Origin of the sequence: Pseudomonas sp. D1-36, from assembly GCF_051132205.1 — a bacterium.
Taxonomy (GTDB): domain Bacteria; phylum Pseudomonadota; class Gammaproteobacteria; order Pseudomonadales; family Pseudomonadaceae; genus Aquipseudomonas.
Map to the genome: position 1 here is coordinate 89,094 of NZ_CP071674.1, position 20,393 is coordinate 109,486.

The following is a 20,393-nucleotide window of genomic DNA, read 5'->3' on the forward strand; positions in this document are numbered from 1 at the left end:
GGGAAGCACATGCAAAAGTTATCCACAGTACTGGCCGCCGGGCTGTTGGCGTTGAGCAGTGTTTCGGCGTGGGCCGAGCAAAGCTGCGAGACGGTCAAAATGGCTGACCCGGGCTGGAGCGACATCGCTGCGACCAACGCCATCACCGGTTTCCTGCTGGAAGGCATGGGTTACAAGCCCAAGGTCGATACGCTTGCCGTGCCGATTACGTTTGGCGGCCTGAAAGATGGTCAGGTCGATGTGTTCCTGGGTAACTGGATGCCGGCGCAGCAGGGCTTCTATGACAAATTCGTGGCCAACGGTGATGTTACGCAACTCGCCAAGAACCTTGATGGCACTGAATTCACCCTGGCGGTGCCCGATTATGTCTGGGACGCAGGCGTGCATAACTTTGCCGACCTGAACAAATTCGCGGACAAGTTCGACAAGAAGATCTACGGCATCGGGTCCGGTGCCCCGGCCAACCTTTCCCTGAAAGAAATCATCAAGACCAACGATTTCGGCATGGGCGAATGGAAGCTGGTGGAGTCCAGCGAACAGGCCATGTTGGCGGAAGTCTCCCGGGCGGTGAAAAAACAGAAGTTCGTGACCTTCCTCGGCTGGACCCCGCACCCGATGAACGTGCAGCTGAAGATGCACTACCTCAAGGGCGGCGAGAAATATTTCGGCGACACCGGCAGCGTGTACACCTTGACGCGCAAAGGTTATGCACAGGCCTGCCCGAACGTTGGCAAACTGCTGACCAACCTGAGCTTCACCCAGGAAATGGAAAACAGCATCATGGCTGAGGTGGTGACCAAGAAAGTCAGCAACGCCGACGCGGCCAAGGCCTGGATCAAGGCTAATCCAACGGTGCTGGATAAATGGCTGGATGGCGTGAAGACCGTTGACGGTAAGGACGCGCTGGCGGCGGTGAAGGCCAAGCTCTGACAGCTGCGCCGGGCCCTTGTGGCGAGGGAGCTTGCTCCCGCTCGGTCGCGCAGCGGCCGCAGAATCGGGCCTGCTGCGCAGTCCAGCGGGAGCAAGCTCCCTCGCCACGTTGGTTCACCTGATACTCTTGCGCCAAACCCCATTCTTGAGGCCCCATGGCAATCCCCACGCGCCATTCGCTGTTTCCATTCCTGAGCTGGCTACCCCGGCAGACGCGCGCCAGTGTCGGCCGTGACCTGGTTGTCGGCCTCAGCGGTGCGATCCTCGCGCTGCCGCAGTCCATTGCCTACGCCCTGATTGCCGGATTGCCACCCGAGTACGGACTGTACGCGGCGATCGTGCCGGTGCTGATCGCCTGCCTGTGGGGTTCGTCGTGGCATTTGATCTGCGGTCCTACGGCGGCGATCTCCATTGTCCTGTACGCCACGGTCAGTCCCCTGGCCGTTCCGGCAACCCAGGACTACATCACGCTGATCCTCTTGCTGACGGTCTTGGCGGGTATTTTCCAATGGCTGCTCGGGTTGTTGCGGTTCGGGGCGCTGGTCAATTTTGTCTCGCATTCGGTGGTGCTGGGTTTCACCTTGGGCGCAGCGGTGGTCATTGCCTTGGGGCAACTGCCGAACCTGCTGGGCCTGGACCTGCCGAACGAAGCCACGGCGTTGAAAAGCTTGCTTATGTTGTTCAACCACATCGCAGCTGTGGATAAGCCTTCGCTGTTGTTGGGACTGGGCACCCTGGCGCTGGGCATTGTGCTCAAGCGCTTGCTGCCACGCTGGCCAAGCCTGTTGATAACTTTGGTCATCAGCAGCCTGGTGGTCTGGGTGTGGCCGGCGATGTTCGGGCATGTGGCGTTGGTTAGCGCCTTTGTCGGGCGCCTGCCGCCGTTCACACCGCTGCCGCTGGACCTGGAATTGATCTTGCGCCTGTTGCCCGGTGCCGTGGCGGTGGGCATGCTCGGGCTGGTGACCAGTCTGTCCATTGCCCGGTCGCTGTCGGTCCGCTCCGGGCAGTTGCTCGATGCGAATCAGGAGGTGAGGGCGCAGGGTCTTTCCAATATTGTTGGAGGTCTTTTCGCAGGATCGTTGTCAGCCGGTTCCTTCACTCGCTCGGGCCTCAGCTACGAGGCTGGCGCCTGCTCGCCCCTGGCCGGGATGTTTTCGGCATTGTGGGTAGCGCTGTTTGCCGTTGCCGGCGCGAAATTGATCGCGCACATTCCGATTCCCGCCATGGCCGGCAGCATCCTGCTGATCGCCTGGGGCCTGGTGGACCATCGCGGCATCCGGGCTTTGTACCGGGTGAGTCGCTCCGAATTCCTGGTCATGGGCCTGACCTGCCTGGCCACGCTGTTGCTGGAATTGCAAACCGCTATCTACGCCGGCGTGCTCGCCTCGCTGTTTTTCTACCTCAAGCGCACCTCCCAGCCACGTGTATACCATAGCCGCGAAGGCGAGGCGGACATCTTGCGGGTGGGCGGCTCGATCTTTTTCGGCGCCAGTCATTATTTGCAGGTGCGTTTGCAGCGTATGCAGGCGCAACGGGTGGTGATCGACGCCCAGCAGATCAACTTCATCGATTATTCGGGCGTGGAAATGCTCCATCAGGAAGCCCGGCGGTTGCGCGGCCAGGGGCGTAGCCTGACCTTGCGTGGGGCAAGACCGCAGGTGGTGGAGGAACTGCTGAAACTGGAAGGAGCGCAGGCGTGCCCGATTCACTTCGAAGAATAGGACACAAGGCAGACATACTCAGTGGCGAGGGAGCTTGCTCCCGCTGGGCTGCAAAGCAGCCCTAGAGGGTCTGTCAGTCTTATAGCGCCAACTGACGACGCAACTCGGCCAGCACCGGCGCCGTATCCGGGCGTACCCCGCGCCACAGGTAGAACGCTTCGCCCGCCTGCTCGGCCAGCATGCCCAGGCCGTCCATCGCCACCGCCGCGCCATGTTCTCGGGCCCAGCGGCAGAAGGATGTCGGCTCCTTGCTGTACATCATGTCGTAGCAGAACGTCTGGCCCGGCTCGATCAGGCTTGCGGCAATCGGCGGTACATCGCCCGTCAGGCTGGCGGACGTGGCGTTGATGACCAGGTCTACCGGCTCCTTCAACCAATCAAAACCACTGGCCGAGACCGGGCCCAGGTCGGCGAACAGCTCAGCCAGCAACTCGGCTTTTTCCACCGTCCGATTGGCGATGATCACCGACGCCGGTGCTTCGGCCAGCAGCGGTTCCAAGGCGCCGCGCACCGCACCGCCGGCGCCGAGCAAGAGGATGCGCTTGCCCTTGAGGCTGAAACCGGCGTTGACGGTCAGGTCCCGCACCAGCCCCGCACCGTCGGTGTTGTCGCCCAAGAGGCGGCCGTCGACCAGTTTGCTCAAGGTGTTGACCGCCCCGGCGCGCTGCGCCCGGTCGGTCAAGCTGTCAGCCAGGCGGAAGGCGTCTTCCTTGAACGGCACGGTGACGTTCGCCCCACGGCCCTCGCGGAAAAATTCCCGGGCGCAACCGGCAAAATCCTCCAAGGGTGCCAGCAACGTGCTGTAGTCCAGCACCTGCCCGGTCTGCTCGGCAAACAGGCGATGGATCATTGGCGACTTGCTGTGGCCGATCGGGTTACCCATTACAACGTAGCGGTCCATTGATAATCCCCGTTCAGACCGTGGCCAGCCAATCGCGATCCTGCAGGAAGTACTCGGTCAGGCGAGCCTCTTCGCTGCCCGGTTCGGCTTTCCAGTCATAACTCCAGCGGACCTGCGGCGGCAGGGACATCAGGATCGACTCGGTACGCCCGCCCGATTGCAGGCCAAACAGCGTGCCTCGGTCATAGACCAGGTTGAATTCCACGTAGCGTCCACGGCGGAACTCCTGGAATTCCCGCTGCTTGGCCGTGAACTTGTCATCCTTGCGACGTCGCACGATTGGCAGGTACGCATCGATGTAGGCATCGCCAATGGCGCGCATGAAGGCGAAGCTGGTGTCGAAGTCCCACTCGTTCAGGTCATCGAAGAACAGGCCGCCGATGCCCCGGGGCTCGTTGCGGTGCTTGATGTGGAAGTAGCTGTCGCACCAGGCCTTGTAGCGCGAATAGATATCCGGGCCGAACGGTTCGCAGGCTTGCTGGGCAATGCGGTGCCAATGCACGCAATCTTCTTCCACGCCGTAATAAGGCGTCAGGTCGAAGCCACCGCCAAACCACCAGACCGGCTCCTCGCCTTCCTTTTCGGCGATGAAAAAGCGCACGTTGGCGTGGGACGTCGGCACATGGGGGTTGTGGGGGTGGATAACCAGTGACACGCCCAGGGCTTCGAAGCCGCGCCCGGCCAGCTCAGGCCGGTGGGCACTGGCTGACGGTGGGAGACCGCTGCCGAAGACGTGGGAAAAGTTGACGCCGCCCTTTTCGATCACCGTGCCGTTTTCGATCACTCGCGTACGACCGCCACCTCCGGCTGGCCGGGTCCAGGCGTCCTCGACGAAGCGAGTGCCACCGTCCTCGGTTTCCAGTGCCGCGCAGATGCGGTCTTGCAGGTCCAGCAGATAGGCTTTCACGGCCTCGGTGCGAGTAGTCATGACATCACCTTGATCAGGGCTACGCTGCTCGGCGTACAAGGCCGCCGGCAAAATGGGCGCACAGGATAACACCGCATCCGCCCACACCACAGTTGACGTGGATCAAGCTTAGGAGTCCGATAGCAGGCTTGGTAAAAGTCACACAATAAGGAGAAAGTGAAGATGGCCAAACGCATCCAGTTCAGTTCCCACGGCGGCCCAGACGTACTTGAGTTCGTGGATTACCAGCCCGCCGAGCTCGCTCCGCAACAGGTCCGCGTGAGCAACAAGGCCATCGGCCTGAACTTCATCGACACCTATTACCGCAGTGGCCTTTATCCGCCACCGGCCTTGCCGTCGGGGCTCGGTGCGGAGGGCGCGGGTGTGGTCGAGGCCGTTGGTTCGGACGTCACGCGTTTCAAGGTCGGTGACCGCGTCGCCTACGGCAGTGGTCCGCTGGGGGCGTACAGCGATGTCCACGTATTGCCCGAGGCCAATCTGGTCCACTTGCCCGAGGCCATCAGCTTCGAACAGGCTGCCGGGGTAATGCTCAAAGGCCTGACCGTGCAATACCTGCTGCGTCAGACTTACGAGCTCAAGGGCGGCGAGACTGTTCTGTTCCACGCCGCCGCCGGTGGCGTGGGCTCCTTGGCCTGCCAATGGGCCAAGGCTTTGGGCGTAAAACTGATCGGCACTGTCAGCTCGGCGGAAAAAGCCGCCATCGCCAGATCCCATGGCGCCTGGGAAGTCATCGACTACAGCAAGGAAAACGTCGTACAGCGCGTGCTGGAATTGACTGACGGCAAGAAAGTCCCAGTGGTGTACGACGGGGTTGGCAAAGACACTTGGCTGACGTCGTTGGATTGCACGGCGCCGCGTGGCCTGGTGGTGAGCTTCGGCAATGCTTCTGGTGCGGTGGACGGCGTGAACCTGGGGATTCTCTCGGCCAAGGGCTCGCTGTACGTCACCCGCCCGACCCTGGCGACCTACGCCAACAATGCCGAAAACCTGCAGCGCATGGCCGATGAGCTGTTCGGGATGATCGCCAGTGGCAAGCTCAGCGTGGATATCAATCAGCGATTCCCGCTGGCTGAAGCGGCCAAGGCGCATACCGAATTGTCGGCGCGGCGGACGACGGGGTCGACGATCCTCCTGCCCTGATCCAGTGGCCGCTAAAAGACCGGTGGGAGCGAGCTTGCTCGCGATAGCGGTGTATCAGTCAACATCTATGCTGACTGACCTGACGCCATCGCGAGCAAGCTCGCTCCCACAGTTGCTTTGTTCATAAATACTGCGTGAACACAAAACCCTGTGGGAGCGAGCCTGCTCGCGAAAGCGGTGTATCAGCCAACATCGATGCTGGCTGACCTGACGCCTTCGCGAGCAGGCTCGCTCCCACAGTTGATTGTGTGCTGACAATAAGTCAGTCCGGGCGCACCACCTTGCCCGTCGCCAAATCACGAATCACGCTCGGGTTCTTGCGCCCGCCCAGGTTACCGCCCAGCACCAGATCGAGCTGGCCGCGGAAATACTGTTCGACGCGGATGCGCGTGCGCGCCGCCGGCCGGCCTTGTGGGTTGGCCGACGTGGAGACCAGCGGGCCGATCAACGAGCACAAGTCACGGACGATTGGATGATCGCTGACCCGCAGCGCAACGGTGTCATGCACGCCGGTGATCCACTCCGGCAACAGATCCTGGTGCGGCACCAGCCAGGTATTGGGCCCCGGCCAGGTGCTGGCCATGCGGTCCATCCAGGTTTCGGGGAAGTCTTCGAACAGAAAGTCGAACTGGCGAATGTTGTCAGCCACGAGTATCAAGCCCTTGTCGGGCCTTCGGGACTTGATAGCCAACAGACGCTCCACCGCATCCTCGTTCCACGGATCGCAACCCAGGCCCCAGACCGCTTCGGTTGGATAGGCAATCACCGCCCCGGCGCGAATTTCTCGCGCGGCTTGTTGCACACGCCAACTGTTGACCATGAAACATTCTCCGCAACGCAAATAAGGCTGTGGGCAGTTTACCGATCTTCCCCATAAAACCTAGCGTGCGAACCAACGACCGCTGTCACAAATGGCGCGTCCCTCCATTTCCAGCTCGGTCAACGCCGCCAGCACCTTGGGCAGACCCCAGCCGCTGGCGTCGGCCAACGCCTCGCTGCTCAGCGGTGCGGCATGCAGCAGGCGCAGCAGCGGATGGGTCACGGGCACAGCCTCGGCGGCCAGCGGCAGCCGCTGCCAACCGCGCAACGCTTCGAGAATGTGCTCGACAGTTTCCACCAGCGCCGCCCCGTCGCGGATCAGTTGGTGACAACCTCTGGCCCCAGGATGATGAATCGACCCTGGAATGGCATACACCTCGCGACCCTGTTCCGCCGCCAGCCGGGCGGTGATCAGCGAACCGCTCGCGACACTGGCTTCGACCACGAGCACGCCGAGGGATAAGCCGCTGATGATCCGGTTTCGACGCGGGAAGTTGCCGGCGTTGGGCGCTGCGTCCAGCGGAAACTCCGATATCACCGCGCTGCCCTGGGCAATCATTGCCTCCGCCAGCCGTCGATTGCGCTGTGGATAAAAATTTTCGAGGCCGGTGCCCAGCACGCCGATGGTTTGCCCGCCGACATCCAGTGCCGCTTGATGGGCAGCGGCGTCGATGCCCAAGGCCAGGCCGCTGGTAATGACAAAACCGGCGCCGGCCAGGCTTCGAGAAAATGCCGCCGCCGTATCCATGCCCGGGCGGGATGCCCGGCGACTGCCGACCATGGCCAGCTGCGGTTTTTCCAGGATCGAGGCGTCGCCCGCGACCATCAGCAGCGGGGGCGCGTCGCTGATCTGAGCGAGCAAAGCGGGGTAGTCAGGCTGGTCCCACATCAATAAATGCTGGGCCGGACCGTCTAGCCAGGCCAGTGCGTGGGCGGCACCGTCGCGTATTTGCGGGGCGCGTCGGGCCTCGGCGCACGTGGCCGGCAACCCCAGCGCCCGCCATGCGCTGGCCGGTGCGCTGATGGCTTTGGACGCTGGGCCAAAAGCCTCCATCAGGGTCATGAAACGTTTAGGCCCCAGTTCCGGCAAGCGATGCAAGCGCAGACGGGCCTCTAGTTCCGCAGGCGGAACCGAAGCAGATTCAGGCAATGGCATGTGATCAATCCTTGATCGTTATAGCCCCGTTCAAGCGGGAACAAGCTGTGGATAACTCTGTTGGTAACTTGTGAGACACGTTACGGATTGCGCACCTTGTCGAGTATCGCCAGCGATCGCGAGGCGTACAGCACCAGGCCATAACTGAGTTTGTCGTAGGTGCGGAATACCATCAGCAGGCCGGCGCGTTCGTCCGGGATTTTTACCGATGCACCGGTAATACGGTCACGCACGGTTTCGCCGGTCTTCATCACGGCCAGAACGTTGCCCTCAACCAGCCCGTCGCGCCGCCCCTTGTTCAGCGTCACCACGTCCATCGCGCCGATCTGCGTTACGCCACGGGGTACGTCGAGGATGAGCCCCTGGATGTCCGATTTCGGCGCGCTGGGCATGAAAGTCGAATTGATCGAGCGCTCTTCGCCGCTGAACAGGCGATCGCCCAGGCGTACCTCTTGCGTGGTCCGTCGCAGGGCCAGTGTCGTGACATCGCCTTCGGTGGCAACGATTTCACCGCTGCCGATGTCATCGGCATTGATGCCCAGAAACTCCTTGGTCTCGGGATCGGTGTAGACCTTACCCTGGCGGAAGATGCCGTAGGCCGGCTGGCTTGTGTCGAAGTTGCCGCGGGCGAAGATCCGGTCGCCGGTGCCGCTGAGCACTCGTTCGGCGTCGCCTGCAACGACGTAGGGTGCCTTGTTGAAATCTTCCGCCGTGTCAACGATGCGGTTGCTCAGCAAAAAACTGTTAATGGCCTGCAGCGGAATGCTCGGGATCGCGTCAGCCACCGGTGAACTGCGAATGCGAGGCGACAGCTTGATGGTGCCGCGTGAGGTGCCGCGATTGAGGGTCAGGCGCGGCTGGCCGTTGATGTAGACCAGCGACAGGGTGTCGCCGGGGTAGATCAGGTTGGGGTTTTCGATCTGCGGGTTGGCCTGCCACAGCTCGGGCCATTTCCATGGTTCGCGCAGGTATTTGCCGGAAATGTCCCACAGCGTGTCACCCGTCACCACTGTGTATTGCTGGGGAAAACCTTCCCGAAGTTGCACTTGCCCGTGCGCGATACCGGCCGAAGCCAGGAGCAGCAGGGCGAGTAGTGATTTCCTCATGCGGTGAATCCCTTTATTATGTGCGTACGCGTAAAACGCCAGAGCCCCCGTGGCTCGCTCTGTTTCAAGAGCAACGTTTTACAACGGTAGCCTGCATCCCAATACACGCCAGGCAAGCCACCCGACTTTACTTCACACGTGCATTTATCAAGCTTATGGCCATTTTGAACATTCTCGAATTTCCGGACCCGCGCCTGCGCACTATCGCCAAACCGGTGGCTGTAGTGGACGACGAAGTGCGTCAGCTGGTCGATGACATGTTTGAAACAATGTATGAGGCGCCAGGCATCGGCCTCGCCGCGACCCAGGTCAACGTGCACAAGCGTATCGTCGTCATGGACCTCTCCGAAGACCGCAGCGAGCCCCGGGTGTTCATCAACCCCGAGTTCGAAACGCTCACCGACGAGATGGAGCAGTACCAGGAAGGCTGCCTTTCGGTGCCGGGCTTCTACGAAAACGTCGACCGTCCGCAGAAGGTCAAGATCAAAGCCCTGGACCGCGACGGCCAGCCTTACGAGTTGATCGCCGAAGGCCTGCTGGCGGTGTGCATCCAGCATGAATGCGACCACCTCAACGGCAAGCTGTTCGTCGATTACCTGTCTAATCTCAAGCGTGACCGGATCAAGAAAAAACTGGAGAAGATCCATCGCCAGAACGCTTGATGCCCCTCTTCAAAGGCTTGCCGCGGCAAGCCTTTTTCTTTTTGCGACTGCTTTGTAACTGAGAGCTTCCCATGACTGAGCCACTGCGCATCGTCTTTGCCGGCACTCCCGAATTTGCCGCCGAACACCTCAAGGCCCTGCTGGCCAGCCCCCATGAAATTGTCGCGGTCTATACCCAGCCGGATCGTCCTGCCGGTCGCGGACAGAAACTGATGCCCAGCCCGGTCAAGCAGCTTGCCTTGGAGCACGGCTTGCAAGTCCTGCAACCGCCGACCCTGCGCGATGCCCAGGCCCAAGCAGAACTGGCGGCGCTGGAGCCGGATTTGATGGTGGTGGTTGCCTACGGCCTGATCCTGCCGCAAGTGGTGCTGGATATCCCGCGCCTGGGTTGCATAAACAGCCACGCCTCGCTGCTGCCGCGCTGGCGCGGTGCCGCGCCGATCCAGCGCGCCGTGCAGGCGGGCGATGCCGAGAGCGGCGTGACCGTCATGCGCATGGAAGCAGGCCTGGACACCGGGCCGATGCTGCTCAAGGTCAGCACCCCCATTGGCGCCGAAGACACCGGTGGCAGCCTGCACGACCGCCTCGCGCTGATCGGCCCGCCAGCGGTGGTCCAGGCCATTGCCGGCCTGGCCGCCGGCACGCTGGAAGGCGAAGTGCAGGATGACAGCCTCGCCACCTACGCGCACAAACTGAACAAGGACGAAGCCCGCATCGACTGGAGCCGCCCGGCCGTTGAGCTGGAACGGCTGGTGCGCGCCTTCAACCCTTGGCCGATCTGCCACAGCACCTTGAACGGCGAAGCCCTGAAAGTGCTGGCGGCCAGTTGCGCCGAAGGGAAGGGCGCACCGGGAGAAATCCTCAGTGCCAGCAAGGACGGCCTCGTTGTCGCGTGTGGCGATCAAGCATTGTGTCTGACACGTCTGCAATTGCCCGGCGGCAAGGCGCTGGGCTTCAGCGACTTGTTCAACAGCCGTCGTGAGAAATTTGCCATCGGCACCGTCCTCGGCCAAGCGGCGGACGCTTCATGAATCCCCGTTTGGCTGCCGCCAAGGCACTTGCCGCTGTACTCAGCGGGAAAGCCTCGCTGAACAGTTCCCTGCCGGCGCAGCTGGACAAGGTTGAGGACCGTGATCGCGGTTTCACCCAAGACCTGGCGTTCGGCACCGCCCGTTGGCAGCCGCGGCTGTCGGCCCTGGCTGCCAAGCTGTTGCAGAAGCCGTTCAAGGCCGCCGATGCCGACGTCGAAGCGCTGCTGCTGGTGGGGCTCTATCAACTGCTCTACACCCGCGTCCCCGCCCACGCCGCCATCGGCGAAACCGTGGGCTGCGCCGACAAGCTGAAAAAGCCCTGGGCCAAGGCCCTGCTCAATGCCGTGCTGCGCCGCGCCCAACGGGAAAGCGAAACTCTGCTGGGTGAACTGGAACACGACCCGGTGGTGCGCACCGCCCACCCGCGCTGGTTGCAGAAATCCCTCAAGGCCTTCTGGCCCGAGCAATGGGAAGCCATCTGCGCGGCGAACAATGCCCACCCGCCGATGATCCTGCGGGTCAACCGTCGCCACCATACCCGCGATGCCTACCTGGCGTTGCTGGGCGAGGCGGGCATCCCGGCCATCCCGTGCCAGTACAGCCGCGACGGCATCGTGCTGGAAACTCCCGGCGATGTGCGTGCACTGCCGGGCTTCGCCGAGGGCTGGATCAGCGTCCAGGACGAAGCCGCGCAATTGGCCGCCGACCTGCTGGAGCTGGCGCCCGGCCAACGGGTGCTGGACGCCTGTTGCGCGCCGGGTGGCAAGACTTGTCACATCCTCGAGGCCGAGCCGAAACTGGCCGGCGTGGTGGCCGTGGACCTGGAAGCCAAGCGCCTGGTGCGAGTGAAGGAAAACCTTGAGCGCCTGGGCCTGGACGCCGAACTATTCGCCGCCGACGGTCGCGACACGGCTGCGTGGTGGGACGGCAAGCCGTTCCAGCGCATCCTGTTGGACGCACCTTGCTCGGCCACCGGCGTGATCCGTCGCCATCCGGACATCAAGCTCACCCGGCAGCCGGACGACATTGCCGCATTGGCCGTGTTGCAAGGCGAACTGCTTGATGCCATGTGGTCGACCCTGGACGTGGGCGGCATGCTGCTCTACGCCACCTGCTCGACTTTGCCGACGGAAAACACCGAAGTGATCGAAGCATTCCTCGCTCGCACGCCGGGTGCCCGTGAGCTGGACATTGCCACCCAGGCTGGCATCAAGCAGCCCCATGGCCGGCAGTTGTTGGCCCAGGACGGCGGGCACGACGGGTTCTATTACGCCAAGCTGATCAAAATCGCCGCCGCACGCGGTTAAAACCGATTCGATAGGAGTGACTGGATGAAAATCATCATCCTGGGTGCAGGGCAGGTTGGCGGCTCGCTGGCGGAACACCTCGCCAGCGAGGCCAACGACATCACCGTGGTCGACACCGACGGCGAACGCCTGCGCGACCTCGGCGACCGTCTCGACATTCGTACGGTACAAGGGCGCGGCTCCTTGCCGACGGTATTGCGCCAGGCCGGCGCCGACGACGCCGACATGCTGGTGGCGGTGACCAACAGCGACGAAACCAACATGGTCGCCTGCCAGGTCGCCCACACGTTGTTTCACACCCCGACCAAAATCGCCCGGGTTCGCGAAGGGGCCTACCTGACCCGCGCCGACCTGTTCGACAACGAAGCGATCCCGGTGGACGTGCTGATCAGCCCCGAGCAGGTGGTGACCAACTACATCAAGCGCCTGATCGAACACCCCGGTGCCCTGCAAGTGATCGATTTTGCCGAGAGCAAGGCGCAACTGGTGGCGGTCAAGGCCTACTACGGCGGACCGCTGGTGGGCCAGCAACTGCGCCAATTGCGCGAGCACATGCCCAATGTCGAGACCCGCGTGGCAGCGATTTTCCGCCGTGACCGGCCGATCCTGCCCCAGGGCGACACCGTGATCGAAGCCGATGACGAAGTCTTCTTCATCGCCGCCAAAGCGAATATTCGCGCGGTCATGAGCGAAATGCGCCGCCTCGACGAAAACTACAAACGCATCGTCATCGCCGGCGGCGGCCAGATCGGCGAACGCCTGGCCGAAGCCATCGAAAGCCGCTACCAAGTCAAGATCATCGAGATGAACCCGGCACGCTGCCGCTACCTCTCCGACACCCTCGACAGCACCGTGGTGCTGCAGGGCAGCGCCTCCGACCGCGACCTGCTGCTGGAAGAAAACATCGCCGACGCCGACATCTTCCTGGCCCTGACCAACGATGACGAAGCCAACATCATGTCCTCGCTCCTGGCCAAGCGCCTGGGGGCCAGGAAGGTCATGACCATCATCAACAACCCGGCCTACGTCGACCTGATCCAGGGCGGCGACATCGACATCGCCATCAGCCCGCAACTGGCAACCATCGGCACCTTGCTGGCCCACGTGCGCCGCGGCGACATCGTCAGCGTCCACTCCCTGCGCCGCGGCGCGGCCGAAGCCATCGAGGCGATTGCCCATGGCGACGCCAAATCCAGCAAAGTCATCGGCAAAGCCATCCGCGACATCGGCCTGCCGCCCGGCACCACCATCGGCGCCATCATCCGCGACGAAGAAGTGCTCATCGCCCACGACGATACCGTGATCCAGACCGGCGACCATGTGATCCTGTTCCTGGTGGATAAGAAGCACATTCGTGATGTGGAGAAGCTGTTCCATGTGGGGTTGAGCTTTTTCTGATCCAGGCTGTGCGGTGGCAGTCATGGCCTCATCGCGAGCAAGCTCGCTCCCACAAGGGTTCGCTGTCGTTCACAAATATTGTGATCGACCGAGATCCACTGTGGGAGCGAGCCTGCTCGCGAAAGCTATCTAACTCCCAGCAGATCCATCACTGACACAACAGATAAGGACGCCCCATGCTCGACTCCCTGGAAAAAATGCTCGCCAAGGGCATGGACAGCGCCCTCCTGCGCTTCGGCCTCGGCAAAGGCTACCTAGACCTAGGCGAATTCCCCCGCGCCGCCGAACACCTCCAACGCTGCGTCGAATTCGACCCGAAGTACTCCGCCGCATGGAAACTACTGGGCAAGGCCCACCAAGGCCAAGGCGACGCCGCCGCAGCCCGCCAAGCCTGGGAACAAGGGTTGGAGGCCGCACGGGCTCATGGCGACAAACAGGCTGAAAAGGAAATGACCGTGTTCCTCAAAAAACTGGATCGCCACTCCTGAATCCACACAAAACTGCTTTTGTGGCGAGGGAGCTTGCTCCCGCTTGACCGGGCTGGCGCTCCAGTGCGCAGCACTCACAAAAAAGCCTGCCGCGTTCTCAATACCAGCCCATCAAGCAGCCAACACGATCTGTCTGGCTGCTTACTGACAGGCTTTCACCGCTTCAGCATCGGCCCCCAACGCACCCTCTCGATACTGATCACCAAGACCTGACCGGAGACATACATGTCCGAAATTACTCAATTGGCCATTGCCTTGGTGGTGTCCTTTCTGCTTGATCGATTCCTCAAGCCCTATCTGCTACGCAAGTGGCTAGGCGTGGTGTTGATGGCTGCGGGTGCGGTTGGCTGTTTTGTGGCAGGTCAGACCCGTGTGTTGGGATTTGATCTGGGGTTGCTGTCGGTTTTTGCCGTGGTGATAGGGATGGGGTTGTTCATGAAGCGGCGGCGGTTTGAGGAGGTTGGCTGAGGGGGGATGACGGATGGATTAATATCAGGTAATAAATCCGTTCCCTTAAGTGGTCCCTGTGTATGCGCATTGCAGTGTTGGCCCTGGTCCTCACGCTGTTCGGCTGCGCTAGCGCGTCGGACCCGCCGAGGGGCGAGGGTGGCGGTTGGCGGTCCTTCTATGTGGTGAATCATGGCCTGCATACTGGGTTGGTGATTGCGCGCTCCGATCTGCTTCAAGTGCTTCCCGCACTGGTCGAAGCATTCAGCGAAGGCGACTTCGTTGAGTTCGGCTGGGGTGACGAGGATTTCTACCGAGCCCCACAAGCCACCTTGAGCCTCGCCCTGGGAGCCTTGTTCGGGTCGACGGCAACCGTGCTGCATGCGGTCAAAATTGACGGGGACCCGAGGCGGCGTTTCACCGCAAGCGAGGTCATCGAGGTGCGGGTGACGGAGGACGGCTACCGACGACTGCTCGCGTTCGTGGCCGGGACCTTCACCCGCTCAGCGACGGGCACCTTGGTGGTGCTCGGGCCTGGCCTGTATGGAGAGAGCCGGTTCTACCAGGCCGAGGGTCACTATTCGCTGTTTTATACCTGCAATACCTGGGTCGCAGAGGCGCTGGCCGCGAGCAACTGCCCAATGTCGCCCGTAGCGGTGATTACGGCGGGGAACGTCATGTCGCAGTTGCGCCGAGCGACAGCGGTCGGCGCTTTTTGCGGGCTCGCCCCCACAGTGGGCGGCGTTGGGCTCGGTGTTCGGTTCGACACATCCCCCCTCGCGTGGAAGTGAGAGCAAATTTCCCCTTCCTGATAGCCAGTCCCTGTGGCGATTCAGGCGCTTGATGCCGACAGAACCGCTTCCAGATCTTTATAGCATCGTGTCAGTTGGTATGGATAATCTATCTGCGAATCATTAGCATTAGCGGCATTGGCCGTTTCCCCGCAGGTACTCACTCATGCTATTTCCATTTCGCCTTACGTTGCTCGCTGCGTGCTGCTCAGTCAGTTTTCTTGCCCAGGCGGCAGCGCCTATTGAATTGGGCGTGACCGACGTTACTGCCGATGCGATTAAAACCAATTCCAACACGTTATCGGCGCCCTATGCGGGGGGGCAGGTGGCGAGGGGAGGCCAGATGGGGGTGCTGGGCAATCAGGACAACATGGATGTCCCGTTCGTGATGACCAGTTACACCTCGCAGTTGATTGAAGATCAGCAAGCGGAAGACGTGGGTGATGTGCTGCTCAATGATCCGTCGGTGCGTCAGTCCTATGGGTTTGGTAACCAATCCCAGGTGTTCGTGATTCGAGGCCTGCCGCTTGCCAGCGACGACATTTCCTACAACGGGCTGTACGGCGTTTTACCGCGCCAAATTCTGTCGACGGATGTGATCGAGCGCGTCGAGGTGTTCAAGGGGCCCAACGCGTTCATCAACGGCGTCAGCCCGACGGGTTCGGGTCTTGGGGGCGGTGTCAATTTGCAGCCCAAGCGCGCGGAGGATGTCCCGACTCGTCGCTATACGCAGGACATCAGCACCGATGGCCGCATGGGCGAGCATTTGGATATCGGGCAGCGGTTCGGCGAGGACAATCGGTTTGGCGCCAGGTTGAACCTGAGCCAGCGCGAAGGTGAAACAGCGATCGACAACCAGGATCAGCGCGCAAAGTTGTTCGTTGCTGGCTTGGACTATCGAGGTGACGACTTCCGCGTTTCCACCGATTTCGGCTACCAGAAACAGCGTATCAATGGACTGCGTAACTCTGTAAACATCGGCAACGCCACGCGCATTCCCACGGCTCCGGATGCGAGTCACAATTATGGACAGGACTGGACTTACTCCGAAACCGAAGACACCTTCGGCATGGTTCGTGGCGATTGGGACTTGAACGAAAACTGGACCGCCTACCTGGCTGGCGGTGTAAAGCACACCCGAGAAACTGGGGTATACGCCACACCGACGCTGGTCGGCAATAACGGTGTCGCGACGATCGGTGGCTCAGAAATTCCACACAACGAAGACAACACATCGTTCAGTGGCGGGCTGAACGGGCGCTTCAACACGGGACCTGTTTCCCACCAGGTTGCGATCGGCGGCTCAACTATCTGGACCGAGCAGGAAAACGCCTACACTTTCTATCGTCCCGTTACCGGCAACAGCAATCTCTACGACACCCCAACGCTACCCAAGCCGACCGCGGTGTCCAGCACCGGCGGTGAAATGGGCGATCCCGGGGTGACCGGCAAAACCCGCAACCGTAGCCTAGCGATTTCCGACACGTTGGGCTTGTTCGATGACAAATTGCTGGTCACTTATGGTGTCCGTCGTCAGCAGTTGCGTGTCGAAAACTATAAGTACGATGGCACCACCTCAAACGGTGTAGCCAATCCAGCAAACGACGGCAGCCGTAGCACGCCCTACGATGAAGCCGTTACCACGCCTGTCTACGGCATTGTCTACAAGCCTGTGGAGAACGTGTCGCTCTACGCCAACCGAATCGAAGGCCTTGCAAAAGGGCCAGTGGCTTCCGGTTCAGGCATCACCAACCTGGGCCAAGCCTTTCCCCCGGGCCGCACAAAACAGTTGGAAGCGGGCATCAAGCTGGACATGCAGACCTTCGGTGCCAACGTGGGTGTTTTCCGTATCGAGAAACCTTCCGATGGCTACGTCGACAACGCGCAGAACCTCTATGTGCGTGACGGTGAGCAGGTCAACAAAGGGCTGGAGATCAGCGTATTCGGCGAGCCCATCGAAGGTCTCCGGTTGATGGCCGGCGGCACCCGAATGACGTCCGAACTCAAAAAAACTGCGGGCGGTTTCAACGATGGCAACCACGCCATTGGCGTGCCAACGTTCCAGCTCAATGCCAGCGTGGATTGGGATGTCCCAGGCCTCGAAGGCGCCGCGCTCAGCGCGAGGATGTTGCGCACGGGCGGGCAGTACGCGGATCAGGCTAACAACTTGAGCTTGCCGACCTGGAACCGGTTCGACGCGGGCGCACGTTATAAGATGAAATTCGTAGAGAAAGACCTGACGTTGCGCGTCAATGTGGAAAACATTACCGACAAGAACTACTGGGCCTCGGCGAACGGCGGCTATCTTTCGCAGGGTGATCCGCGCTTGGTGAAGTTTTCTGGGACTATTGATTTCTGATCAGAAGCGGAACGTGGAGCGTCCCTGGCGACGTCCATGGGAGCAAAGCTTGCTCGGATAGTGGAGACCAGCCAAACCTGTATCGACAGACCTGCCCCAATCGCGAGCAAGCTTTGCTCCCACAGATTTCGGCATTTCTTCAGGTAAACCGCATCGTCTGGTTTTGCGACTGCTGCGCCCGAGACGTCGGACCGGCCGAGCGGGAGCAAGCTCCCTCGCCACGGGCGGTGTCTGGGCTGGCGTCATCGCGAGCAGGCTCGCTCCCACAGGGGATTGAGGCTGTTGCAGATACTCTGTTCACCGCCGCCCGGTGTGGGAGCGAGCTTGCTCGCGAAGAGGGTGTCACATTCAATATTGATGCAAGCTGACCCGCCGCTTTCGCGAGCAAGCCCGCTCCCACAGTACGTGGCGTTGGGCTGGATGTTCGGATCGACACTAACCCCTGTGGCGAGGGAGCTTGCTCCCTCTGGCCTGCGCAGCAGGCCCCTGCATTTCCTCAGGCAAACCGCATCGTTCGGTTTTGCGGTCGCTGCGCAACCGAGCGGGAGCAAGCTCCCTCGCCACGGGGAGATGCATTATCAGGAAGCAAGTGGCCTCGCCTTGGCTTCATTTGCGCTTGAGCATCTCCGGCAACTGCGCCACCAACTTCTGGTTATTCAACGGCGCCCGAATAAACCCGCGTTGCTTGCCGTCCGGTCCAATCACGGCAAGGTTGCCGCTGTGATCGACGGTGTAGTTGGGTTTGCTGGTGTCCGCCGGGATGAACGGGATGCTCACCGCATTCGCCAGTTTCTGCAGGTCTTCCACCGATGAAGCGGTCAAGCCTTTGAATTGCGGATCGAAGTAACCCAGGTATTGCTTGAGTTGCTTGGGGGTGTCGCGGTTCGGGTCGACGCTTACCAATACGACCTGCAACTTGGCCACAGCCTCGGGCGGCAGTTCGCTTTTGATCTGGCGCAGTTGGGCGAGGGTGGTTGGGCAGATGTCCGGGCAGAAGGTGTAGCCGAAGAACAGCAGGCTCCACTTGTCTTTCAGCCCATCCATCGCCACGGGCTGGCCGTCCTGGTCGGTCATTTTCACATCCGGCAGGTTGCGGCTTTGCGGCAGCAGGATGATGCCGGCGTCGATCAATGCGGTCGGGTCACCCTGGCCTTTGCTGGACAGCACCTTGTTGATGGTCAGGCCGAGGATCAGTGCGATCACGGCCGCGAGGATGAAGACGGTTTTCTGGGTTCGAGTCATAGGCTCAACAGTAAGTAGTGATCAACGAGCAGGGCGATGAACAGCAGGAACAAGTACCAGATAGAGTACTTGAACGTATTGATCGCCGCGTGCGGCCGACTGCCACGGTACAACACCACGGCCCATTGCAGAAACCGGGCACCCAGCACTAGCGCACAAACCAGGTAGATCAACCCGCTCATCTGGATCACGAACGGCATCAGGCTCACCGCCAGCAGCACCAAGGTGTACAACAGGATGTGGATCTTGGTGTAGTGCTCGCCGTGGGTCACCGGCAGCATCGGGATGTCGGCCTTGGCGTATTCCTCCTTGCGATGAATCGCCAGGGCCCAGAAGTGCGGCGGCGTCCAGGCGAAGATGATCAACACCAGCAACAGCGGTTCGGCGCTGACGTGTCCGGTGGCCGCCACCCAGCCCAGCAGCGGCGGAGCGGCGCCGGCGAGGCCGCCGATGACGATGTTCTGCGGCGTTGCCCGCTTGAGGAAGCCGGTGTAGATCACGGCGTAACCGAGGAGCGAGGCGAGGGTCAGCCAGGCGGTCAGTGGGTTGGTAAAGATCAGCAACATGGCTTGCCCGGCGACGGCCAGCGCCAGGGCGAAGGTCAGTGCAGCGGCGGGCGAGACCCGCCCTTCGGCCAGCGGCCGCTTATGGGTGCGGGCCATCACCGCGTCGATACGCCGATCCACCACGTGGTTCACCGCGGCCGCGCCACCTGCGCACAGCGCGATGCCCAGGTTGCCGAATACAAGGACCGTCCACGGCACTCCGGCGCGGGTCGCGAGAAACATGCCGACCAGCGAGGTGATCAGCATCAATACCACTACTTTGGGCTTGGTCAGCTCCAGGTAATCGCGCCAGATCGCCTGGCTGTGGCGTTCACCGGTCAAGGTTGCCATGGCATCTCTCCTTTAATCGTAATGGGGGCGACGCCGTGTTTGGGCGGATTGAAGCGCCAGCGCAGCGGGACGTGGTGCCGTACCCGGACCAGGCTGGTGCGGGCGTGATAATTGACCAGCACCAGGGTCAGCAGCAGGGCGGCGCCCCCGGCGTTGTGGGCCACGGCCACCGGCAGCGGCAGATGAAACACGACGTTGCTTATACCTAATGTAATTTGCGCGACCAGCGCGGTGAGGACCAGCCCCGCCAGTCGGGTCATGCCCACCGTTTTCAGTTGCCAAGCCAGCCCAAGCAGCACCACAGTCACCAGTAACGCGCCGATGCGATGGGTCACATGGATGGCGGTACGGGCGTCGCTGTCCAGTTGCCCGCCCAGGTAGTTCGGGCCGATGTGCTGGGTCAGGTGAAAGCCGTTGGCGAAATCGGCGGGCGGCATCCATTCACCATGGCAGGTGGGGAAGTCGATGCAGGCCACCGCGGCGTAGTTGGAACTGACCCAGCCGCCCAAGGCGATCTGGCCGATCACCAGCAGCAGCCCGGCCGTGGCCCAATGTTGCAGGCGCTTGGGCACGGTCAGCGCCGGCAACACGCCGGACAATCTCAGGGTAAGCAGAAACAACAGGCTCAACGTCGCGAACCCGCCCAGCAGATGACCGGTGACGACTTGAGGCCAGAGCTTCAACGTCACGGTCCACATGCCGAACGCCGCTTGCGCGAACACAACGGCGAGGAGAAACAGTGGCAATTTCAATGGCAAGCCAGGGTGACGACGGTTCGTCCAGGCCCGGGCGGCCAGCGCGGCAATCATCAGCGCCAAGGCACCGGCGAAATACCGGTGGACCATCTCGTTCCAGCCTTTATGGGCCTCAACCGGGGCGTCGGGGAAATGCAATTCGGCATGGGCCAGTTGGGCTTCGCCCTTGGGTACGCTGATGAATCCGTAGCAACCCGGCCAGTCGGGGCAACCGAGGCCGGCGTGAGTCAGGCGGGTGTAGGCGCCTAACAGTACGACAATCAATGCCAGCAACGTGGCGAACAGCGCGAGGCGAAATCCAGGCTTGGCCATG

At 61.6% G+C, this 20,393-nt stretch carries 19 protein-coding genes; 11 read left to right on the plus strand and 8 right to left on the minus strand.

The annotated features are described in order from the left end of the window. Window positions 1-9 precede the first annotated feature (9 nt). Together choX and J3P76_RS00425 are read left to right on the plus strand one after the other, a co-directional pair. Window positions 10-930: a choline ABC transporter substrate-binding protein gene (choX, locus tag J3P76_RS00420; protein WP_434561432.1), complete on the plus strand. Its 921-nt coding sequence runs from the start codon at window positions 10-12 to the stop codon at window positions 928-930. A gap of 155 nt (window positions 931-1,085) precedes the next feature. Next, window positions 1,086-2,654: a SulP family inorganic anion transporter gene (locus tag J3P76_RS00425; protein ID WP_434701387.1), complete on the plus strand. Its 1,569-nt coding sequence runs from the start codon at window positions 1,086-1,088 to the stop codon at window positions 2,652-2,654. Between the two features lie 79 nt (window positions 2,655-2,733). Here J3P76_RS00425 and aroE read toward each other — a convergent pair whose 3' ends face one another. Both aroE and hemF read right to left on the minus strand, forming a co-directional pair. Further along, window positions 2,734-3,555 carry a shikimate dehydrogenase gene (aroE, locus tag J3P76_RS00430; RefSeq protein ID WP_434561428.1) on the minus strand — a complete coding sequence of 274 codons (822 nt, stop codon included), beginning with the start codon at window positions 3,553-3,555 and terminating at the stop codon, window positions 2,734-2,736. 13 nt (window positions 3,556-3,568) lie between these two features. Continuing rightward, entirely contained in the window at window positions 3,569-4,483 is a 915-nt protein-coding gene (hemF, locus tag J3P76_RS00435) for an oxygen-dependent coproporphyrinogen oxidase (RefSeq protein WP_420766000.1), read from the minus strand. Window positions 4,484-4,645: 162 nt separating this feature from the next. Between hemF and J3P76_RS00440 the strand changes: the two genes are divergently transcribed. After that, window positions 4,646-5,623 carry an NADPH:quinone reductase gene (locus J3P76_RS00440; protein WP_434561426.1) on the plus strand — a complete coding sequence of 326 codons (978 nt, stop codon included), beginning with the start codon at window positions 4,646-4,648 and terminating at the stop codon, window positions 5,621-5,623. Window positions 5,624-5,885: 262 nt separating this feature from the next. Here J3P76_RS00440 and J3P76_RS00445 read toward each other — a convergent pair whose 3' ends face one another. The 3 genes from J3P76_RS00445 to J3P76_RS00455 all read right to left on the minus strand — a co-directional run bounded on the left by J3P76_RS00445 (window position 5,886) and on the right by J3P76_RS00455 (window position 8,704). Then, window positions 5,886-6,443 (minus strand): L-threonylcarbamoyladenylate synthase, encoded by a 558-nt coding sequence (locus tag J3P76_RS00445; protein WP_434561424.1) that lies wholly within the window; start codon window positions 6,441-6,443, stop codon window positions 5,886-5,888. 60 nt (window positions 6,444-6,503) lie between these two features. After that, the gene (gene dprA / locus J3P76_RS00450; protein ID WP_434701388.1) at window positions 6,504-7,598 is read right to left on the minus strand and encodes a DNA-processing protein DprA; all 1,095 of its coding nucleotides are present in this window, start codon (window positions 7,596-7,598) and stop codon (window positions 6,504-6,506) included. An 80-nt stretch (window positions 7,599-7,678) separates the two neighbouring features. Continuing rightward, window positions 7,679-8,704, minus strand: coding sequence for a LysM peptidoglycan-binding domain-containing protein (locus J3P76_RS00455; protein WP_434701389.1), 1,026 nt, complete (start codon window positions 8,702-8,704; stop codon window positions 7,679-7,681). A gap of 155 nt (window positions 8,705-8,859) precedes the next feature. On the opposite strand from J3P76_RS00455, the gene def reads away from it, so the two are divergent. The 8 genes from def to J3P76_RS00495 all read left to right on the plus strand — a co-directional run bounded on the left by def (window position 8,860) and on the right by J3P76_RS00495 (window position 17,187). Continuing rightward, window positions 8,860-9,366 (plus strand): peptide deformylase, encoded by a 507-nt coding sequence (gene def, locus J3P76_RS00460; RefSeq protein WP_053126951.1) that lies wholly within the window; start codon window positions 8,860-8,862, stop codon window positions 9,364-9,366. A gap of 71 nt (window positions 9,367-9,437) precedes the next feature. Next, complete coding sequence (gene fmt / locus J3P76_RS00465) at window positions 9,438-10,397, plus strand: methionyl-tRNA formyltransferase (protein ID WP_434608621.1); 960 nt, start codon at window positions 9,438-9,440, stop codon at window positions 10,395-10,397. Further along, on the plus strand, window positions 10,394-11,704 hold the full coding sequence (gene rsmB / locus J3P76_RS00470; RefSeq protein WP_434608619.1) for a 16S rRNA (cytosine(967)-C(5))-methyltransferase RsmB: 1,311 nt from the start codon (window positions 10,394-10,396) through the stop codon (window positions 11,702-11,704). Before fmt ends, rsmB begins: the two co-directional genes overlap by 4 nt. Window positions 11,705-11,728: 24 nt before the next feature. Further along, window positions 11,729-13,102 (plus strand): Trk system potassium transporter TrkA, encoded by a 1,374-nt coding sequence (gene trkA, locus J3P76_RS00475; RefSeq protein WP_420765993.1) that lies wholly within the window; start codon window positions 11,729-11,731, stop codon window positions 13,100-13,102. Window positions 13,103-13,278: 176 nt separating this feature from the next. Continuing rightward, window positions 13,279-13,590, plus strand: coding sequence for a tetratricopeptide repeat protein (locus tag J3P76_RS00480; protein ID WP_434701390.1), 312 nt, complete (start codon window positions 13,279-13,281; stop codon window positions 13,588-13,590). Window positions 13,591-13,815: 225 nt separating this feature from the next. Beyond that, entirely contained in the window at window positions 13,816-14,058 is a 243-nt protein-coding gene (locus J3P76_RS00485; RefSeq protein WP_434701391.1) for a hypothetical protein, read from the plus strand. 62 nt (window positions 14,059-14,120) lie between these two features. Beyond that, entirely contained in the window at window positions 14,121-14,828 is a 708-nt protein-coding gene (locus J3P76_RS00490; protein WP_434608613.1) for a DUF2459 domain-containing protein, read from the plus strand. 166 nt (window positions 14,829-14,994) lie between these two features. Beyond that, complete coding sequence (locus J3P76_RS00495; RefSeq protein WP_434701392.1) at window positions 14,995-17,187, plus strand: TonB-dependent receptor; 2,193 nt, start codon at window positions 14,995-14,997, stop codon at window positions 17,185-17,187. 606 nt (window positions 17,188-17,793) lie between these two features. On the opposite strand, the gene J3P76_RS00500 is transcribed toward J3P76_RS00495, so the two are convergent. Genes J3P76_RS00500 through J3P76_RS00510 form a run of 3 tightly spaced genes read right to left on the minus strand, consistent with a single transcriptional unit; the run spans window position 17,794 to window position 20,392 of the window. Beyond that, window positions 17,794-18,429, minus strand: a complete 636-nt coding sequence (locus tag J3P76_RS00500; protein WP_434561406.1) for an SCO family protein — start codon at window positions 18,427-18,429, stop codon at window positions 17,794-17,796. Then, a complete protein-coding gene (cyoE, locus tag J3P76_RS00505; RefSeq protein ID WP_420765987.1) occupies window positions 18,426-19,325 on the minus strand; it encodes a heme o synthase in 900 nt (299 codons plus the stop codon). Before cyoE ends, J3P76_RS00500 begins: the two co-directional genes overlap by 4 nt. After that, window positions 19,313-20,392: a COX15/CtaA family protein gene (locus J3P76_RS00510; protein ID WP_434701393.1), complete on the minus strand. Its 1,080-nt coding sequence runs from the start codon at window positions 20,390-20,392 to the stop codon at window positions 19,313-19,315. Before J3P76_RS00510 ends, cyoE begins: the two co-directional genes overlap by 13 nt. Between the last annotated feature and the right edge of the window lies 1 nt (window position 20,393).

Excerpts from the sequence above, each read along its gene's own strand:
- choX (WP_434561432.1), top strand. The coding sequence starts at position 10 with ATGCAAAAGTTATCCACAGTACTGGCCGCCGGGCTGTTGGCGTTGAGC.
- J3P76_RS00425 (WP_434701387.1), top strand. The coding sequence starts at position 1,086 with ATGGCAATCCCCACGCGCCATTCGCTGTTTCCATTCCTGAGCTGGCTA.
- aroE (WP_434561428.1), bottom strand. The coding sequence starts at position 3,555 with ATGGACCGCTACGTTGTAATGGGTAACCCGATCGGCCACAGCAAGTCG.
- hemF (WP_420766000.1), bottom strand. The coding sequence starts at position 4,483 with ATGACTACTCGCACCGAGGCCGTGAAAGCCTATCTGCTGGACCTGCAA.
- J3P76_RS00440 (WP_434561426.1), top strand. The coding sequence starts at position 4,646 with ATGGCCAAACGCATCCAGTTCAGTTCCCACGGCGGCCCAGACGTACTT.
- J3P76_RS00445 (WP_434561424.1), bottom strand. The coding sequence starts at position 6,443 with ATGGTCAACAGTTGGCGTGTGCAACAAGCCGCGCGAGAAATTCGCGCC.
- dprA (WP_434701388.1), bottom strand. The coding sequence starts at position 7,598 with ATGCCATTGCCTGAATCTGCTTCGGTTCCGCCTGCGGAACTAGAGGCC.
- J3P76_RS00455 (WP_434701389.1), bottom strand. The coding sequence starts at position 8,704 with ATGAGGAAATCACTACTCGCCCTGCTGCTCCTGGCTTCGGCCGGTATC.
- def (WP_053126951.1), top strand. The coding sequence starts at position 8,860 with ATGGCCATTTTGAACATTCTCGAATTTCCGGACCCGCGCCTGCGCACT.
- fmt (WP_434608621.1), top strand. The coding sequence starts at position 9,438 with ATGACTGAGCCACTGCGCATCGTCTTTGCCGGCACTCCCGAATTTGCC.
- rsmB (WP_434608619.1), top strand. The coding sequence starts at position 10,394 with ATGAATCCCCGTTTGGCTGCCGCCAAGGCACTTGCCGCTGTACTCAGC.
- trkA (WP_420765993.1), top strand. The coding sequence starts at position 11,729 with ATGAAAATCATCATCCTGGGTGCAGGGCAGGTTGGCGGCTCGCTGGCG.
- J3P76_RS00480 (WP_434701390.1), top strand. The coding sequence starts at position 13,279 with ATGCTCGACTCCCTGGAAAAAATGCTCGCCAAGGGCATGGACAGCGCC.
- J3P76_RS00485 (WP_434701391.1), top strand. The coding sequence starts at position 13,816 with ATGTCCGAAATTACTCAATTGGCCATTGCCTTGGTGGTGTCCTTTCTG.
- J3P76_RS00490 (WP_434608613.1), top strand. The coding sequence starts at position 14,121 with ATGCGCATTGCAGTGTTGGCCCTGGTCCTCACGCTGTTCGGCTGCGCT.
- J3P76_RS00495 (WP_434701392.1), top strand. The coding sequence starts at position 14,995 with ATGCTATTTCCATTTCGCCTTACGTTGCTCGCTGCGTGCTGCTCAGTC.
- J3P76_RS00500 (WP_434561406.1), bottom strand. The coding sequence starts at position 18,429 with ATGACTCGAACCCAGAAAACCGTCTTCATCCTCGCGGCCGTGATCGCA.
- cyoE (WP_420765987.1), bottom strand. The coding sequence starts at position 19,325 with ATGGCAACCTTGACCGGTGAACGCCACAGCCAGGCGATCTGGCGCGAT.
- J3P76_RS00510 (WP_434701393.1), bottom strand. The coding sequence starts at position 20,392 with ATGGCCAAGCCTGGATTTCGCCTCGCGCTGTTCGCCACGTTGCTGGCA.